The organism is Muricauda sp. SCSIO 64092, assembly GCF_023016285.1.
GTDB lineage: Bacteria > Bacteroidota > Bacteroidia > Flavobacteriales > Flavobacteriaceae > Croceivirga.
In genome coordinates, this window is sequence record NZ_CP095413.1 from 952,187 (window position 1) to 969,170 (window position 16,984).

The window sequence follows — 16,984 nt, forward strand, 5'->3', positions numbered from 1 at the left end:
AACACCATTGATGAAGCAGTACAATGCCATTAAGGCAAAGCATCCCGATGCGTTACTGCTTTTTCGCGTAGGTGACTTTTATGAAACCTTTGGGGAAGACGCCATCAAAGCCGCCCAGATATTGGGTATTGTCCTCACCCATAGGAATAACGGTGGGGACCAAACCGAACTTGCCGGTTTTCCACACCATTCCCTAAATACCTATTTACCCAAATTGGTCAAAGCCGGGCAACGGGTGGCCATTTGTGACCAACTGGAAGACCCCAAACAGACCAAAAGCATCGTAAAACGGGGCGTAACCGAACTGGTCACCCCGGGAGTGGCTTTAAATGACGATATCCTTAATGCGAAAAGCAACAATTTTCTGGCCGCCGTCCATTTTGGTCGCAATAAATTGGGGATAGCCTTTCTGGATATCTCCACGGGTGAATTTTTGACTTCCGAAGGCTCCGTGGAACAAATGGACAAATTGCTTCAGAATTTTTCGCCCAATGAAGTCCTTATTTCAAAAAACCATAGAACGGAATTCACCTCGTATTATGGGAACCGATGGCATCCCTACTTTTTGGAAGATTGGATCTTTCAGGAAGATTATGCCCAGGAAAGCCTGACCAACCTCTTCAAGACCAAATCACTCCAAGGTTTTGGGGTGAACCACCTGCAGGAGGGAATTATTGCCTCGGGGGCCATACTCCATTACCTTTCCGAAACACAGCATAGGCAATTACAGCATATCAATAGACTCCAACGCATAGCGGAAGAGGACTATATCTGGATGGACCGTTTTACCATTCGAAATCTTGAATTGTACCATTCTACCAATGAAAATGCCATTACCCTGCTGGAGGTCATAGACAAAACCATTTCCCCCATGGGAGGGCGGTTGTTAAAACGTTGGTTGGCCCTGCCCTTAAAGAGCAAGGAGAAAATCGAATTTCGAAACCGCATTGTCTCCCATTTGAAATCCGAAGAAAACACTTTGGAAAAACTCCGTCATTGGATGAAGCAAATGGGCGATTTGGAACGACTTATTTCCAAAGTGGCCACGGGAAAAATAACCCCCAAGGAAATGGTACAACTCAAAAATTCCCTGGAGGTCATTGTTCCGGTAAAGCAACTTACGGCCCAGGGCGAAAGCGAAGCCTTGCGGGAGTTGGGCAATGGGCTCAGTGAATGCGAAGCCTTACGAGGCAAAATAAAGCAAATGCTCAACGAGGATGCCCCCATGAGCATAGGTAAGGGCCAAACCATTGCCGATGGCTATTCCGAAGAACTGGATGAATTGCGGCAATTGGCTTTTTCCAGTAAGGATTATCTGGACAAAATGCTGGAACGGGAAACCGAGGCCACTGGGATTACCTCACTAAAAATAGCATCAAACAATGTATTTGGTTACTATATAGAGGTCCGAAATACCCATAAGGACAAAGTTCCCGAAAGTTGGATCCGTAAACAGACCCTCGTGAATGCAGAACGTTATATCACGGAGGAGTTAAAGGAATACGAAACCAAAATTTTAGGGGCGGAGGAACGTATTTTAAGTCTGGAAGAACAGTTGTTTGAGCAACTTTTGGTATGGATGCAGGAGTATATCCCGGATGTACAGCGCAATGCAAAGATTATTGCACAACTCGATTGCCTTTGTGGTTTTGCCCAACTGGCCAGGGAGAATCATTACGTACAACCGGAAATAACGAATTCCACGGTCCTTGAGATCAGGGAAGGCCGCCACCCCGTCATTGAAAAACAATTGCCCCTGGGTGAAATTTACATTACCAATGATGTGTTGCTGGATAGGGAAGAACAGCAGATCATCATGATCACCGGTCCCAATATGAGTGGTAAGTCGGCCATTTTGCGGCAAACGGCCCTCATTGTCCTTTTGGCGCAAATGGGAAGTTTTGTCCCCGCCGTTTCGGCAAAAATAGGCGTGGTGGACAAAATCTTTACCCGGGTAGGGGCCAGTGACAATATCTCCATGGGAGAATCCACTTTTATGGTGGAGATGAATGAGACTGCCTCCATTTTGAACAATCTCTCCGAACGCAGTTTGGTTCTATTGGATGAAATTGGACGTGGTACCAGCACCTATGACGGTATTTCCATTGCCTGGGCCATTTCAGAATACCTTCATGAGCATCCTTCCCGGGCCAAGATCCTGTTCGCGACGCATTATCATGAGCTCAATGATATGACCCAAAGTTTTGAGCGCATCAAGAATTACAATGTTTCCATCAAGGAATTGAAGGATAATGTGCTCTTCCTCCGAAAACTGGTTCCCGGGGGCAGTGAGCATAGTTTTGGTATCCATGTCGCCAAGATGGCCGGAATGCCACAACAGGTCATCCAAAAAGCGAACAAAATCCTAAAAAAACTGGAGCAATCCCATTCCAATGAGGAAGTGGGCAACAAATTGCAGGCCGTACAAGGCGAGATGCAATTGAGCTTTTTTAATTTGGATGACCCTTTGTTGGAGGAAATCAAGGAGGAAATCCTTCACCTGGACATTGATACCCTTACCCCGGTTGAAGCCTTGATGAAACTGAATGAAATTAAACGTCTTTTAAGTAAAAAGAAGAAGGCGAGTTCGTAAAAAATTCTTTTAGATTTCAAGAATTGTATTAAATTTGCATCCGCATCTTTTTGGAGGTGTCAGTTCATTAACATGCGAAAATAGCTCAGTTGGTAGAGCATCACCTTGCCAAGGTGGAGGTCGCGGGTTCGAATCCCGTTTTTCGCTCAACTATCGACTCCGCTCGGCTTCGGCTACGCTCAGCCGCCGCTAAGTGGAGTTTTTTATTTCAAGTCCAGGAATGCTCGGGTGGTGGAATTGGTAGACACGTTGGACTTAAAATCCAATGGCCATTGTGGCCGTGCGGGTTCAAGTCCCGCTCCGAGTACAGCCAAAACCCCTGTTTCTGCAGGGGTTTTGACGCTTTTAATAGATTTGGCGTGTCAAAATCGCGTCACAGTGAATCATGTTTTTTGCAACTGTTAATCCAACAGCTGTAAAAAAAAAATGACCACTTCTCAAAATCCAGTCACATCCAGAGTCTTTATTGATTTTATCCCTGCGGAACTTAGGGAGAACAAAACCTGGGAGGTTATTTATTATTGTAGAAATCCGTTCACTGACGAGCTGGAAAGGAAAAGGCACCGGGTAAAACCGCTTAACAGTAAAACTGAAAGAAGAAAACTTGCCAGGCGGATGATTCTCGACATCAATAAAAAGCTCGAGAAAGGATGGAACCCTTGGATTACTGAAGGAAATTCAAAATCATTTACCCGGATCACAGAAGCCATAATTATATTTCTCAAAAAGTATGGTGAACAACTTAAAAAAGAAGACTTACGGCCGGACACCTACAGGACCTATAAATCATTTGCCAATATTCTGAGTATTTATCTGGCTGAAAATGATCACGTCGACACTTTCGTAGGAAGAATGGACGAGGCTTTTGTTGTGGACTATTTAGACTACATCTATTACGACCGTGACACAAGTTCAAGGACTCGGAACAATCATTTGAGTTTTATTGTCACCCTTTGTGAATTTCTAATCAAAAGAAAATACATGGCAATTAACCCGGCCATATCGATTCCCAAAATGCCAGAAACGGCAAAAAAGCGTATGTATATCCCTCCGGAGGCAAGAATGGCCATTTTTAGATTTTTTCAACGCTCTAACCCATCATTTCTAGTGCTATGCTTGACCTGTTATTATTGCTTAATAAGAAGAACAGAACTGACCAAACTAAAGGTTGGCGATGTGTACCTCAGAAATGGAATAATTTACGTTGAAACCGGTATCTCAAAGAACCGTAGAAGCAAACCGGTGACCATACCAAAAAAGCTTCTACCCTATTTGAAAAGGCACCTAAAAGACGCCGCAGACCATCATTATCTTTTTGGGAAAGTCAATTTTTTGCCAGGTCCTGAAAAATTGAGACCAAATCGAATAACTGACCATTGGGGATATATGCGCAATGCCTTGAAACTAAAAAAAGAATACCAATGGTACAGTTTAAAAGACTCTGGAATAACGGATTTACTTAAAGCTGGAGTGCCAACCATTGATGTGAAAAACCAAGCACGTCACCACAGCATTACTCAAACCGAGGCTTATATTCCAAAGGAAATATTAGTAGCTGAGAAGACAATACAAAATTTAGACTTAGATTTCATATAGACTCTGCCTCGAGTTCCACCTGCCAATATTCATTATAGCTCCTTTTTTTGGAAATCTTTACCGGCAGCAGTAGTTTATTGTATTTGTAATACTTGGAACGAAGGCCCAGCTCTTCAATGCTATGGGCCTCAAATGAATCGGTATAAGTGAAGTTGTTGGTCCTTATGGCCATCCAGTCACTCCAGAACTCCCGGTAAACATCGTCCGGTCTTGCAAAAAAGCCCAGATAATTGTCCAAACAGTTGTTGGCCGATCCCAGAAGTCCATCGTAAATACAGAAAAGCATTCCCCTTGGATCTTGATACTTTGCGGTTATCACATCATAGTTCTGTTCAACCACGGCCATTTGAAGGTTGCTTTTTATAGTGATAATATCCTCGCTTTCTTTTTCTACGTCTGAATATATTTGACCTGTATTGTCGATGATGGCCTCTGAACCGTCTGCGTAAAGCAATTTGAATACCCTGCTGGTGTTTTTCTTTCTTCCAGGATACTGCACTTCCAAATGACTATGGTCGTACTCTGGAAAATCCTTGACTACGTCCTCTACAAAATTGATTTCCACGTAATCCTCTCCTACAACAATATCCAGATTTAACCAGTTTTTAATTGTATTCACAAATTCCCCGAATGTCATATCCGGAACATAGTCGGCCAAGCTGTAGCTCCCTATGAGTCGATTTAGCCTTCCCTCCTTAAACGCGTATTGAAACGCATTGAAATCTGCAATACTGTTGGTATTGTAAGGCAATTTCATTTCCACATGTAACGGATGGAACAGCTCTGCGCTGGTTATGTTGATATTGAGCGTTTCCGAAATATTGACCCTACTTCCTTGTGATTGAAATGCAAAAAGTTCGGTTTCGGTTTCATCTAAGGAATTTTTTATAAATACCCTCAAGCTAAAATAAGACGCAACTATTGGGTCCAGGTTAAGATTAATTTTTAGGTTATAATTTCCTTGGTTCTGTGGGGTTAGAATATTCTCATAGACTCCAAGCGCAACACCATTGATCGACTCATTCCTATCCGGAACATAAAATTCAAAATCCAAAAATTGAGACCCCTGATATTTTTCAATGAAATTCTCAGGAACATATAACAATCTTTTGAGTCGTTCATCTGTGATAACTTTTCCCCTAACAGCCTTCCCTTCCACTTTATAACCAAAAGTGAGCAATTCCAATAGGTATGGGCAGGGTGATAGAACGTTTTTGTTTAGAAACGTAACATCCGGTTGCACTCCTTCAGTGGTGTTCTGGACAAAATCACTCCCGCTATAGTTATTTACAAACCGCTCAAAGTTCTCATAGTCTGAATTATCCCTCAATTCAGGACGATAGACTTTTGGAAAATTATGCGTTACGGCAGGCCATCGCGCATCCAAATATCGATTGGCGACCTCTTGAGAATTATTTTCAATGTACAATGGCCATGGTAGGTTTTTGAGTTCCGTATCATATACCGCCAAAACTTCATCACCATAATAAATCTGGGCATCTATATAGTTCTCCCTGGCATCACCTAGCCTCAAGGTGGCCTCATAATAGTCATTATCTATGATTAGGTTGCCCAATATCTTTTCATCAAAATCAACTACATCATTGATATCCGGTAGGCCCAGCTCCTTTGCCAATTCGTCATAGAGCTGCATTGAAAATGGAAAGGACCAGCTTTTTACTAGGTTGTTTGTGAAGAAATTACTTTCCTCATTTAAAGAAAGTTGGTATGGAGTCAAATCAATCTGATATCCGTAGCTGGTTTGAAAAGCTATCATTTTTCGGCGGTTTCAAATGTTAGCGAATAAGAATTATAAAACCTCCTGGTTTCGGCGATTGATAGTTTTTGGAAGGTTCTAATAACTTCCACGAGCTCACCGTCTATTTCAATCCAAACTCTTTTCGCATCAAGTATTTTTGACAGCCAAACCGCCTCTTCCTTGGTGTAGACAAAACCGGTGCTTAAACGATAGGATTTTGGATGATAGGTCTCGACCACCTCCTTTCGTAGAACACCTTTTCTCAAATAGGTGGTAGTTGATTGATCGCCTTCAGGAATTTCCTCTAAAAATCCATAACAGTTAAAATATTCCGGTAGGTTCCACTCATTCAGGAATACGAGCAGGGTATTATTGGCCTGTCTTGGCCTTAAGTTAATGGTGTGGACGAAACCACCGCATGACAGTCTTAGTTGTTGTGATATGTCAGGTGAATAATGGGAGAGGTCTACAAAACAACTGAAGAGATCTCCATCAAGTCCCGAAACTGAAATGCTTTCATTTATTGCACCTAACATGGTCAACGTTGAGGGAACGGTGGATGCCCTAAAAGAAAACCCAACCTTGGAATTTACCTGGGCATATGAAATAGTGGGCATGTAGTTCAAGGCAAACGCGTTCGAGGGCTTTTTACCAGAAATGACCTTGATTTGGTTAAAAGTCTCCTTAATGCTCTGTTGGGTTGAATTTTTTTGCTTTTCAAAAACCGTAATGGCCATCTTTAATGGTGATAATGGAGAAAAGACAGTTGCCAAACTGTTGGGAGGCAATACATTTTGAATTTGCAAAAGCCGAACCGCCTCTGCTCCTATGTGGGATTTGGCCACTCCTTGAAAGAAGGGCGCCCTCTTTTGATAGCTTCTGTTCTCAATGCCGTTGTTGGTCGAAAATCTTAGTAACATTTCTACATCGGTCTGGTTGGTAGTGAGTATAATGTTTTCATAATCTTCTGAAAAAATGAAGTCCCCATCAGAAATACCGGTTACATTGCTATCAATAATAAATAGCGTCACCCGGCCCACGACAACAGAATAATTGCTTGTTATTATTACGTTTCCTTCATAGGTGCCAGGAGTTAGATTTTCCGTGTTTTCTACCCTATAAATCACCCCGATACTGTCACCTGCAGACAAATTCGTATTTATAGGTGTTATCCATGGAGCATCAGAGGCTATGGTTACATCTTGACTTGTAGACACCTCAAAAACAGAGCTGGCAATTACGCCCGAAACCCCCTCGTCTGTTTGATGTTGCCGTGTAGATGGTGAAATGGTCAAATAATCGTTTGTGTCATCGACATTCTTGACTATCAAAGACACATCAATAACCTCTGAAGACTGGCCGTCATCTATCTCTACCCTTCCGGTATAAGTGCCTACCGCCAAGCCTGTTACATTCACTCCGACCTGCAGGGTATCGTTATTGACCCCTTGGGACTTATCCAGGGTAATCCAGGATTGGTTCTTGGTCACTGTCCACGCTTTGTCCGAAGTAATGCTGACTATTTTAGGAAGTGGTTGTGAAGAACCGATAACATATGGCCAACTTAAATTGGTCGGGCTGGCCTCAATAATGACATTTTCAAATATCTCGAGAAGTACAATACAGTTTTCTCTAATGCTCGAGTTTGAACTGGAACCATTGATATAATAGAATACACTAAAGCCGTCCACATAACGCCCTGGTGCCAGTTGGTCCGCCAAACTTTTGTTGATGGAAATTTCATAGGTTCTTCCCTCAGCGCCCGGAGAATTATCAATATCAGTTGTCACAACGTTGAGAACGTTGGATTTTTGACTTATCCCCGCAAATGGTATCGTGACCGTGGGGGCCATTATCCTGGTGACCGTGCCCCGCCTAAAATTTGTCAATGTTTGTACTACAGAAAAAGGAGCGTCAGCACCTCCTTGTAAATAACTTACTTGGGATATGTTTGGGCTAAACGGCATTTTGGTCTACTTTGGCATTGTTCCTGATTTTTCTAAGTCTTTCCTCCATTTGCTGCTGATTTCTGGCTGCATCAAACCCCCAATGGATATGGCCAATCACGCCTTTGGAAATAGTCTCGTTCAATTGTGCTATGGTAGTATTTACCTTTTGCAACAAATCTTCGTTCTGATGTCCTCCAGCTGGATACATTCCAGATTCAAAGCCCGGCGTGGGCTTTCCGGCCAAATGCAGAATATAATCCGTTATGGCAGGGTCCATTTGTTTGAAAGTTTTGGGATCGATGATCATCTCCGGCATTTCCCCGGCAAGAAAAGTGGTAGGGGACCCAACGATCTGTGTGGTTGGGGCTCCGCCAAACCTAGCATTGAATTTTTTTCCGTCATGCCTTTTTACGGGATAAAGACCGTCTTCAAAACCAGCCATTCCTGCAACTGTTTCAGCTGCTATTGTTGCAATATTGATTTTGGATGCTGCGTTGTTGGCTGCCAGTGTGGCTTTAGCTGCGGTAGTGTTGGTTAATATCCATGGTTGACCAGAGGTTAATGGAAATGCCGCCAGTGCTTTGGCATTGGCTATGGCCAAATTGGACATGACCATTGCGTTAGCTTTTGCAGTTTCAGCGATAATACCCTTTATGGCAAGTGCCTTTTGGATTGCAAAAATTGCCTTTCCGAGAGCAGATGACTCTCCAAAAACCCTTTTGAGGATGTTCAATCCCGCTTGTTGGGCATTTGCTTTGGCCTGAGCAAGTTTGGTCTCGGCTTCAATTTGAGATTCTTGAAATTTTTTCGAGGCATCATCTAGTTTTTTCCTTAGCTCTTTGTCCTTTTCTAGTTGAATGTCAGCATATTTATCCCTTACATCTTGAATCTGCGCCTGTTTTTCGGCCTCGAGTCGGCTCAACAACTCCGAATCTCCTGCAGCCTGTTCCTCCAGTTTTTTAAACTTTTGCTCAATCTTTAGGATTTCTTCCTCTTCGGCCCTTTGCGATTCTTCGACCTTCTTAAGTTCTTCCTGTAGCTTGCGTTCTGCTTCAAAATCGTCGAGAAGCTGGCCTAGGCGTTTTTTACTATTGAGTATTTTTTTGTCCTCGGCCGTTAGTTCATCATCTCCTTTTCCACCGCCTCCTGTTTTTACTCGTACCCATTGGCCATTTTTAAAGATATATTGGATTCCGTTTATTGTTTTTCTATCCCCTTCTTTCGGTTGCGACCCACCATTCTGCTCAAGTTCTATTTGAGCTGCCGCTGCCTTTCTTCTTTTTTCAAGTTCCTTGCCGACAAATTCAGAAGCTTTCTCACGAATTTTTGAGATTTTTTTAAGCGCCTCGGATCCTGTGCTTGTAAGATTCTCTATTTCATGTTCCCACAACTCTTTTGAGTCTTTGAACTCTTCACGGGCAGCTTCAAAATTTCCGGTCATTACTTTTTTAATGATGGAACCCAATCCCATAAAAGAGCGTCCGAGATTGCCTAAACTATTTTTGATTTCTGAAAATGACTCACGAACAACACTTGGGAAGTTGGCTATGGTAGCAATATTTGATGCCGTGAATTTTAAAAACCATTCATTGAACTTAGAAAACTGGTCCGTAATAAACTTGATTCCCTGAAAAAAACCAGTCTTAACCTTTATCCAAAAGAGCTCAACCTCATTGGCCATGGCCACGTAATTTTCAGAACGCAGCGCTTCATCCTGGGCCTTTGCCAACTCCTGGTTGGCCTCTGCCACTTCTTTGATCATCTCCTCCAATGGGCTCAATGCTTCCTCGGTTTCGCCCAGGGCGGTGTTGAAGGCATCGAGAACCACAATTGCCCCTCCAGCATCTTCACCGGCACCACGGAACAAATCCGCCGTCAATTGTGCATTTTGCTGAACATTTAGACCGGTTTTTTCGGCCTCTTTAGCAATTTCAATTAGCGCCTCTTTGGTTGTGATTTCCCCATTTTTGACCTGATTTAGAATGCGCTTTGTAAACGCCGCTCCAAAGGCATTTTCGAGCGCTTCAACCGTTGATTTTGTCTGTTCACGGAGTGAAAGGTCTACTTCTTTGATGGCGTCGGGAAGCTTGTCCTGATAGATACCGAGGTCATAGCCGGCCTCCACCGTTTTTCTGAACTCGGAAACCGAAAAGCCTGCAGAGGCGAAAAAAGTGGGATATTCCCGAAGGCTGTCAAAAAACTCCGTGTTGTTGCGTTGGCCATTGATCAATCCCTGTTCAATTTCTTCAAGCGCCTCGGTAAAGGAAATGTTGAACTGTTTGGCCAGTACCTTGGCCGTTTTCAATGTTTCGACAAAATCAACATTGAAGGTGTCGGAAATTGCCCGGGCCTGCAACCTAGCGGCGTTGGCCTGTTCGCCCTGAAGCCTGGTTATCTCTTGTGTTAGAATGATCGCTTGCCTGGCCTGGTTGTTGTAATTGAACCATTCTTTGGCGGCCAAGCCTATGCCCGCCAATACCGCAATAAAGGCGCCAATCGGTGTAGCGATAAATGCCAGGCTTGCTTTGCCCGCGTTTTTTAAAAGTTCTACGATGGATAGCAAGGCCGCTTTTGCGGCTTGGGCATCACCGGAATTCAAGGCAAAGAAAAATTGGCCCACAGCTGCACTCATTCCGCCCCAAAGCTCCATATTGTCATCGAGTGATTCATTGACGGGTTTCATTTCTTCCCTGAGTTCGGACATTCGCCCCTTAACCGCTTTGAGCTCCTTGTTATATTGCTGCCATTCTTCGGTATTTGGATCAAGGTTTGACAAAATTCCGTTAAGTTTCCTCGCTTCACGTCCCAGCTGGCGCATAGAAAGATTGTTAAGGCCAATTTCTTTGGTAAGCTCCTTCATTCGTGCCTCATTGCCCTGGATGGTTTTGTTGTTTCTGTCAATCTCATCCCTAAGCTTTTTAATTGCCTCACGGTTATCCTTTCGAGACTTCTCAAGCTTTTTGGCTTGTTTTTCCAAATCTTCATTTCGATCTATTAGCTTTTTTGTGGCACGCTCCAATTGGCCAAACTCCTTTTGGGCCTTATCCCCATTGATAATTACCTCAAACTTTAATGTTTCATCAACTATCTTCTTGGGCATTACATCTGAATTTTATAGTCGTTCGCAATAAGGTTCTTAACGTCTTGAGTAAGTCCAAAGGCCAATCTGCCTACAATGGCATTGAAACCGGAATAGATAATCTTATTATGTATGTGGACGGCCTTTTGACGTTGGCCACGTATGGTCTTCATGTCAATAAACCGCTGTCGGATTGGATGTACTCCCGTTAGTTTGGAGTTGGAAACAGAAATACGTCTTCTTGAGATTTCGGGGATTGTCTTACGGACCCCATATCTTGAGATTACCCGGTCCTGTTGTCGCAACATTTCCTCTCCCTGGTAGCGGAGTACCCGGTCAATATATTTCTGTTCGATGAATTTCTTAGCTGTCCGCTCCTTGAGCACATCAGTGGCTGCCATGGCACAAGTTTAGTACAGCAAAGCGCCCGTTAAATGGACAAAAAAAGACCCCGAAGGGTCTTTTGCTCATGAGGCCAATTGCCAACAGCCGTCTCGATCGTTAATAATCATATCCAGCTTTGCGAGGCAATCATGCAAATGCAGAAAGGTAAGGGTCTGCGCTTCCCTAATCTCTTGGTCGTTCATAAGATGATGGGGCAGCGCCATTAAATAGAGGTTGCGCACATCGCCCAGCATCATTTCCATACAGGCCATTTGGTTCATTTCCAGAATGGCATTAATGATCTGCGTTCTTTTTTCTTGGGATAATTTTTCTTGTTTCATTTCGAAAAATTTAAATGCACCGCCACCTGTAGGGCTGAAACAACAGTCTAGGACTGGAATTTGCGGCCTTTCGGTTGCGCTACCCGTGGGCGGCGGCTTATCGTTAAAAAGATAGTTTCGGATTTCTCCTAACCTGTTGTTTCACGGTAAAGATACTAATTCTGGAACAACTCAGGTTGTTTGATGAGCTCTTTATCCATACCATTCAGTTGAGTGGAGAGCTGTTTTCTTTTGGTCTGGAGGTTTTGGAGTTTTTTGAAGTTGTCGCTTTGTTCTTTCATTTCAAGTTTAAGGTTTGCAATCTCAGTATCAACTGTAATGCGTTCCATCAACAACTCTTTTCTGTTGGTGATGGTGCCGTGGAAGTGATTGTAAAGTAATTCGTAGCATGTCTTTTTATATTCAATCAAATCCTTGCTTTCTGACCTCAAAGAAAAAATCCATCCATAGATATATTTCTCTGGAATGCAGGTTACGTTTCGTAGCTGTGATTTGCCATTTTTACAAACCTGCATAGGCTGTACAGCCAATTCAGGTGCCAAAATCGGGTCGTTTTTTACGTTTTTAAATGACCTGGTATATTCAATGTTTAACGCCTCACAAATTGGTTTAAGAGCAATCCAATAGGTGCCGTCAACACTGATAAAAACAATTTTGTTTCCGTTGAATTCAAGAAATTTTTGGTGAGTTTTCATATTTTCGCATTGTATTGAACATGTCAAATATAAGTGATATTGGCGATATTTATTGATCCAAAATCTCATATTTGAGAAATAAAAGCCCGGTTTTCATATTCCTGGGCTTTTTATTGCTTGTGCCTAATATTCTGAATCCGATAATCAATGGCCTTTCTGGTTTCGATATAGCGCTTGCCCGAATAGCGCTTTTTTAAGGCCAAAAGAGTAGGGATATCATCAGTCTCAATGATGTTCAGGTACACTTCGGTCGATATTTTAGCAATATCAATGTACATCAGAGCTGAGTCTCCGTAGTGAATTCCAATTCCCATCCGTTGGTCCCATGATAATTCACCACTGGATCCAATCGGATACTGTTTAAATCTATGTGCTTAAAAAGGCAATTGACCCCTGAATTTCGATGTAGGGCAACAATTTTTTGGGCCAGCGCTCTAATTTCAACCTGGGTCTTTTTAAAAATCTCAATCTTCATTTCTTGTTTTCCTCGGACATCCGTGTTCTTGACCACCATAAAATAGAGGTTGTTTCCGATCTCGCGGCTATCTTCGTCCTCCATTCTGCTATCGTAGGTGGGTAGTACCAGGACAAGGCTCATCAAATTACCATGGTTGCCAACATCCTTTACCTCTTTTGCATATTCAGTCTCTTCACCAAGGACAAAAAGTTTTTCCAGGTCTTGCCTTTCACTAACGTGTGCGTCTGCGAATGTTATTAGGTCTTCCAGTAACAGCATTCTTTTGTTTTTTTTGAAGTTCTTCGATTTTGTGCTTTTGACTTACGAGAAAGGCAAACACGTCTATGGTGTTTTGTTGCGCTACCTGTTCTGTTGTACCAAATACCTTGCTCTCGGCAATGGAATATAGCGTTTCCACCATGCCCAGGCCACTCCCCTTTCCCTGGGATTTCGTAGGCCGAAAAAGTGAAGCAATATTGATTTGGTTCCCACCCCCAATGTCCAAAGCCTCCGCGTTGATCAGAAAATTAATACAGCTGGCCACAAAAAGGTATATGGCGTGCTTTACTTCCGGAGAAAGTCCATTGAGTTTCTTGGCGTAAAAATCAGTTAGTTCCGGATTGAACTTTTTCCGGATATCACTCTTATAGTTGGGCAATAGCTTTCTCAATCCATAAGCGATTTTTTTTGGCCGGTAAATAGTGGCGATCATCCTGTCCAGGACATGTTCGTCGCCGGTGGAAGAGTAGTCGTTGAATAGGGAATGTAACTGCAAAAACTCCCCATACACCGTATTGAAAAGCGCATCACTGGGACCATGAAAAACATGCCCGTTAACTGAAATCTTTGGAAGCAGCTGCCGGTAAAAATCCATTTTTATTACCTGTATGGTCTCATTTCCTTTTTTCTCAGCCTCAAAGTATTTGTTGGCCAATTTGGAAATTTTGAGCACATTTTCGACTACCGGCATATGGTGGTCCGACTTTTTTTTGACGGTTCGTTTCAGGTTCAAAAATTCATATACCAGTCGGGTCTTGAATTGGGCAAATGAAATAATCTTCGCATTCATCAGTATGGCCAACCTGGAAAACGAAAGAAATTGATTTGCATTAAATTCCAGTCCAGATTCTGGAAACTCGAGCTCCAATTTGCTACCAATAAATTCAATCTTATGCATTCTTAAATTTTCCGGATCGACTGATTTTTATGCCCTTGTCGCTGAGTTCTTCAGCGTGTTCCTTTTTGACCCCTTCAATTATTTGGTGGTCCGATTTTTTTGATTTGGTCACAGAGCCTTTTTTTCCAAAACCAAGGATCTTTTTTTGGTCAGCCAACTTTTTAGCAGAGTGCACAACCTTTAGTTTGGTTTTACGCCTATCCCTTGCCCGTTCTTTTAGGCCATTGAATCCACTTTTAAGAATCCATGCAGTTTTTCCAGCAGGCGTCAATCGGTATAAGAACCAATATATGGCATTTATAAATTTCATTATAGGTCAACAAATTTAGAGCCTTCATTCAGGCCGTTGGTCAAAGGAATATCCTCGTAGGTTTGGCTTTGTTTGGTGAATTCATATTCCAATTTGATCAGATAATCCGAACCCTCCTTGTTCATGAACTGCATTACTTCAGCACGGGCCTCGGATTTCATCCGGGTATTTTCAGTATGGACCATTCCCTCCGGAAACATTTCTACAGGGAATGCCTTGAGTGCCTTACCCAATGATTTATATGCAACCGCCTTTTTTACCAATAAAATCAGTGTCTTTTCCTCTTCAGTTGGGTTTGATTTTGATCTGAGATCTAAGAACTTTTCCTGACCTAAAATTGGCATGACTTCGTCATATTCAATATCACCCATAAACGGGACCAGACGATAATAAAGCTGTCCAGATTTGTTGATCACAAATACTGCGTCAAATTGGTTGGTGTTCTTTAAGTAAAGTGATTTTGCCATGGTGTACTGTTCACTTTCGGTCCATTCACTCCATCCAGCAGCGTCCAGCTGTAAAAGCAACTGGTCAAGCGCCTTGTAGGCTCGTTTCTTAATGTTGGAATTGCTTTTGTTGATTTGCCATTCATAAGGTTTTTCCTGGTCTTCTTCTGAGCGCATGGTTCGACCATCGTTGCCATGAATCAAATCATTATCCGGTGCATAGGCCAAATAGGCCATACTCAGTACGTAGAGCTGGGCAAACTTCAAGATAGTTTGGTTAGTGGCCAATTCAACTCCAGTCTGCGAGGGATTGTCCCCTTGGTTATAGAAGGCAACAATCCTATCGTATACGCTTTGACCAATAACTTCAATAAGGTCTGGAGTCCACAAATAGATATCCGGTTCCAAATTCTTGTAAGTGAAATCTGCACTCAAAAAACCAAGGGTTGCTTTGATTTCATCCTGTCCGTTATTTCCGTGATTGAAAAGCAGGTCCATTATTGTTGCGTTATTGATGGGGTTCTACTTGATTCCGTGATGTCCTGAAGTCTAAGGGGGTCCAAATGATAAAGTCCTACTTTTATTTTGGAGTTGAATTTGTGTTTTATGCACTCGTTCAAGGGTTTGCAAATGATGAGTTCTGGTATTGGCGTTGACGTTCTTTGATGATTTTGGAGTGCATAATATTGTTCACTTCCGGAATCGCTTTTTCCATCGGCACCAACATTACCCAGGGCTGCGTGCAATCCAAGACCGGCGACTGTTGCAAAATCAGCTTTATCGGAAATGGCTATCTGAGCATCGACGTATTCCTTGATTTTTTGCTCAATCGGCAATATTTTCCATCCTTGTTCAACCGCATTGGCCCCAACCAATTGAACCACATATTCATTGTGCCAAAATTTGCCCACGTTTTCAACTCCGGACAAAAGCGTGGAAAGTTTGCCCAAAATCTGTTCCCTGAGTTCCAGGAGCATTTTTTCCTGATATTGGACTGGAGGTTGGGCCGCCTGACAATTCTCCTTGATTTGTTTTCTTTTTTGGTCCCAATATGCTGCTGGAGACTGAATGTGCCACTTGATGTTTAGGGAATTCTTGGTGAGCGCCTTGAATACTTTAGGAATACTGGTGGAATTGTCAATCCAATCCAATGAGCCGTAAATTTCCGGCATTGCATAATCCTTGAGCCCAAAGGATTTAAGTTTTGAAAAGTGCATGGAAATACGATGCCTTGTCGGATTCTTTCTATCGAAAAGGGGGTAAACCTTTACTTCATTATTTTGGTAGTCCTCCCAATTCGTGACCAAAACATGGGTGGGAATTCCCTTGGAATCGTTTTTTCGGTACGCCAATCTACAATCAAAAGCCTCTTCATGTTTTAAGTCGGCTATGCCGCCTAGACCAATACGGCCTCCCAAGTTCCTAAAAACCTTGTTGAAGACCATGTTGTTATAGTAGTAGTCATTAGCGTTGTTAAGCAGTAGTTCTTCGTAATCTATTTCCTCTAGCCAATCTTTGATCCTTGGGTTTTCAATTGGTTCCCTAAAGAAATTCCTTCCGTCAACTTTTTCTTGATATAGAAACGGCCCTTGCTCAAACAAAAGCTCGACCTTGCGATTCTGAATCCTAGGAGCCAGTGAATTGGGAAGTACGGATTCTTGGATTCTCTTCTGAATGTCGTTGTCATTTCCAAATGGGATTACTTTAAAATCACCGACATCAATCGCATTTTCTCTCCAATCCGTAAAAGACTCTTTGGACACCTCTTCAGTGGTTGCCTCCCTTTCGGCACCAGTAATCTCATAGTAGAACAGATTGTCCTGGTGAAGTCCTAAATAGTCTTTATGGCTTAGCCGATGAACGCTCATAGGATAATCTTTTTATCATTTACCGAGATTAATAGTGGTATGTAGGCGCTCCTGGGTTTATCCTGGTCCAAATCCAGCAGCTGTATCTTATATGCTGAAGTTCGATCATTTGCCCCAATGGATTGTTTTCGAAGTAGGGCGCGATTTACCAGCCTCATTGAACCATCCTTCTTCCTGAATACCACTTTGAACGGGGTATTGTTTGCCGTCCATGCTCTCATTTGACTAATTGGCTGGGCATAATCGGAGTAGTGATCACCTTGGTTCATGTAACAATATTAGGTTCCAATCACAGTGATTAAAAGGACAATCATATCTCTAAAATCAAAA

At 42.6% G+C, this 16,984-nt stretch carries 15 protein-coding genes and 2 tRNA genes; 4 read left to right on the forward strand and 13 right to left on the reverse strand.

From position 1 onward, the window contains the following. Positions 1-10 precede the first annotated feature (10 nt). The 4 genes from mutS to L0P88_RS03920 all read left to right on the forward strand — a co-directional run bounded on the left by mutS (position 11) and on the right by L0P88_RS03920 (position 4,189). Complete coding sequence (gene mutS, locus L0P88_RS03905) at positions 11-2,593, forward strand: DNA mismatch repair protein MutS (protein WP_247133321.1); 2,583 nt, start codon at positions 11-13, stop codon at positions 2,591-2,593. A gap of 74 nt (positions 2,594-2,667) precedes the next feature. Then, a tRNA-Gly gene (locus L0P88_RS03910) sits at positions 2,668-2,740 on the forward strand. 75 nt (positions 2,741-2,815) lie between these two features. Further along, positions 2,816-2,900 (forward strand) — tRNA-Leu (locus tag L0P88_RS03915). A gap of 119 nt (positions 2,901-3,019) precedes the next feature. Further along, positions 3,020-4,189 carry a tyrosine-type recombinase/integrase gene (locus tag L0P88_RS03920; RefSeq protein ID WP_247133322.1) on the forward strand — a complete coding sequence of 390 codons (1,170 nt, stop codon included), beginning with the start codon at positions 3,020-3,022 and terminating at the stop codon, positions 4,187-4,189. On the opposite strand, the gene L0P88_RS03925 is transcribed toward L0P88_RS03920, so the two are convergent. From L0P88_RS03925 to L0P88_RS03985, 13 genes are all read right to left on the reverse strand, one after another. Then, positions 4,182-5,966 (reverse strand): hypothetical protein, encoded by a 1,785-nt coding sequence (locus L0P88_RS03925; RefSeq protein WP_247133323.1) that lies wholly within the window; start codon positions 5,964-5,966, stop codon positions 4,182-4,184. The two genes, L0P88_RS03920 and L0P88_RS03925, sit on opposite strands and share 8 nt — an antisense overlap. Continuing rightward, positions 5,963-7,915: a hypothetical protein gene (locus L0P88_RS03930; protein WP_247133324.1), complete on the reverse strand. Its 1,953-nt coding sequence runs from the start codon at positions 7,913-7,915 to the stop codon at positions 5,963-5,965. The genes L0P88_RS03925 and L0P88_RS03930 overlap by 4 nt, the downstream gene beginning before the upstream one ends. After that, complete coding sequence (locus L0P88_RS03935; RefSeq protein WP_247133325.1) at positions 7,905-10,997, reverse strand: hypothetical protein; 3,093 nt, start codon at positions 10,995-10,997, stop codon at positions 7,905-7,907. Before L0P88_RS03935 ends, L0P88_RS03930 begins: the two co-directional genes overlap by 11 nt. Beyond that, positions 10,997-11,377 carry a hypothetical protein gene (locus L0P88_RS03940; RefSeq protein ID WP_247133326.1) on the reverse strand — a complete coding sequence of 127 codons (381 nt, stop codon included), beginning with the start codon at positions 11,375-11,377 and terminating at the stop codon, positions 10,997-10,999. The genes L0P88_RS03935 and L0P88_RS03940 overlap by 1 nt, the downstream gene beginning before the upstream one ends. Positions 11,378-11,443: 66 nt before the next feature. Further along, complete coding sequence (locus L0P88_RS03945) at positions 11,444-11,701, reverse strand: hypothetical protein (protein ID WP_247133327.1); 258 nt, start codon at positions 11,699-11,701, stop codon at positions 11,444-11,446. Positions 11,702-11,856: 155 nt separating this feature from the next. Then, complete coding sequence (locus L0P88_RS03950) at positions 11,857-12,465, reverse strand: phage antirepressor N-terminal domain-containing protein (protein ID WP_247133328.1); 609 nt, start codon at positions 12,463-12,465, stop codon at positions 11,857-11,859. Between the two features lie 41 nt (positions 12,466-12,506). Then, on the reverse strand, positions 12,507-12,674 hold the full coding sequence (locus L0P88_RS03955) for a hypothetical protein (RefSeq protein WP_247133329.1): 168 nt from the start codon (positions 12,672-12,674) through the stop codon (positions 12,507-12,509). Further along, positions 12,674-13,132: a hypothetical protein gene (locus tag L0P88_RS03960; RefSeq protein ID WP_247133330.1), complete on the reverse strand. Its 459-nt coding sequence runs from the start codon at positions 13,130-13,132 to the stop codon at positions 12,674-12,676. Before L0P88_RS03960 ends, L0P88_RS03955 begins: the two co-directional genes overlap by 1 nt. Beyond that, positions 13,086-14,030, reverse strand: coding sequence for a hypothetical protein (locus tag L0P88_RS03965; RefSeq protein WP_247133331.1), 945 nt, complete (start codon positions 14,028-14,030; stop codon positions 13,086-13,088). Before L0P88_RS03965 ends, L0P88_RS03960 begins: the two co-directional genes overlap by 47 nt. After that, entirely contained in the window at positions 14,023-14,340 is a 318-nt protein-coding gene (locus L0P88_RS03970) for a hypothetical protein (protein ID WP_247133332.1), read from the reverse strand. Before L0P88_RS03970 ends, L0P88_RS03965 begins: the two co-directional genes overlap by 8 nt. Further along, the gene (locus L0P88_RS03975; protein ID WP_247133333.1) at positions 14,340-15,284 is read right to left on the reverse strand and encodes a DUF6712 family protein; all 945 of its coding nucleotides are present in this window, start codon (positions 15,282-15,284) and stop codon (positions 14,340-14,342) included. Before L0P88_RS03975 ends, L0P88_RS03970 begins: the two co-directional genes overlap by 1 nt. After that, the gene (locus L0P88_RS03980; protein WP_247133334.1) at positions 15,284-16,654 is read right to left on the reverse strand and encodes a hypothetical protein; all 1,371 of its coding nucleotides are present in this window, start codon (positions 16,652-16,654) and stop codon (positions 15,284-15,286) included. The genes L0P88_RS03975 and L0P88_RS03980 overlap by 1 nt, the downstream gene beginning before the upstream one ends. Then, positions 16,651-16,923 carry a hypothetical protein gene (locus L0P88_RS03985; protein ID WP_247133335.1) on the reverse strand — a complete coding sequence of 91 codons (273 nt, stop codon included), beginning with the start codon at positions 16,921-16,923 and terminating at the stop codon, positions 16,651-16,653. Before L0P88_RS03985 ends, L0P88_RS03980 begins: the two co-directional genes overlap by 4 nt. Positions 16,924-16,984: the final 61 nt, after the last annotated feature.

What these genes read in the sequence shown, in the direction of transcription:
- mutS (WP_247133321.1), top strand. Translation starts at nt 11, where the DNA reads ATGAAGCAGTACAATGCCATTAAGGCAAAGCATCCCGATGCGTTACTG.
- L0P88_RS03920 (WP_247133322.1), top strand. Translation starts at nt 3,020, where the DNA reads ATGACCACTTCTCAAAATCCAGTCACATCCAGAGTCTTTATTGATTTT.
- L0P88_RS03925 (WP_247133323.1), bottom strand. Translation starts at nt 5,966, where the DNA reads ATGATAGCTTTTCAAACCAGCTACGGATATCAGATTGATTTGACTCCA.
- L0P88_RS03930 (WP_247133324.1), bottom strand. Translation starts at nt 7,915, where the DNA reads ATGCCGTTTAGCCCAAACATATCCCAAGTAAGTTATTTACAAGGAGGT.
- L0P88_RS03935 (WP_247133325.1), bottom strand. Translation starts at nt 10,997, where the DNA reads ATGCCCAAGAAGATAGTTGATGAAACATTAAAGTTTGAGGTAATTATC.
- L0P88_RS03940 (WP_247133326.1), bottom strand. Translation starts at nt 11,377, where the DNA reads ATGGCAGCCACTGATGTGCTCAAGGAGCGGACAGCTAAGAAATTCATC.
- L0P88_RS03945 (WP_247133327.1), bottom strand. Translation starts at nt 11,701, where the DNA reads ATGAAACAAGAAAAATTATCCCAAGAAAAAAGAACGCAGATCATTAAT.
- L0P88_RS03950 (WP_247133328.1), bottom strand. Translation starts at nt 12,465, where the DNA reads ATGAGATTTTGGATCAATAAATATCGCCAATATCACTTATATTTGACA.
- L0P88_RS03955 (WP_247133329.1), bottom strand. Translation starts at nt 12,674, where the DNA reads ATGTACATTGATATTGCTAAAATATCGACCGAAGTGTACCTGAACATC.
- L0P88_RS03960 (WP_247133330.1), bottom strand. Translation starts at nt 13,132, where the DNA reads ATGCTGTTACTGGAAGACCTAATAACATTCGCAGACGCACACGTTAGT.
- L0P88_RS03965 (WP_247133331.1), bottom strand. Translation starts at nt 14,030, where the DNA reads ATGCATAAGATTGAATTTATTGGTAGCAAATTGGAGCTCGAGTTTCCA.
- L0P88_RS03970 (WP_247133332.1), bottom strand. Translation starts at nt 14,340, where the DNA reads ATGAAATTTATAAATGCCATATATTGGTTCTTATACCGATTGACGCCT.
- L0P88_RS03975 (WP_247133333.1), bottom strand. Translation starts at nt 15,284, where the DNA reads ATGGACCTGCTTTTCAATCACGGAAATAACGGACAGGATGAAATCAAA.
- L0P88_RS03980 (WP_247133334.1), bottom strand. Translation starts at nt 16,654, where the DNA reads ATGAGCGTTCATCGGCTAAGCCATAAAGACTATTTAGGACTTCACCAG.
- L0P88_RS03985 (WP_247133335.1), bottom strand. Translation starts at nt 16,923, where the DNA reads ATGAACCAAGGTGATCACTACTCCGATTATGCCCAGCCAATTAGTCAA.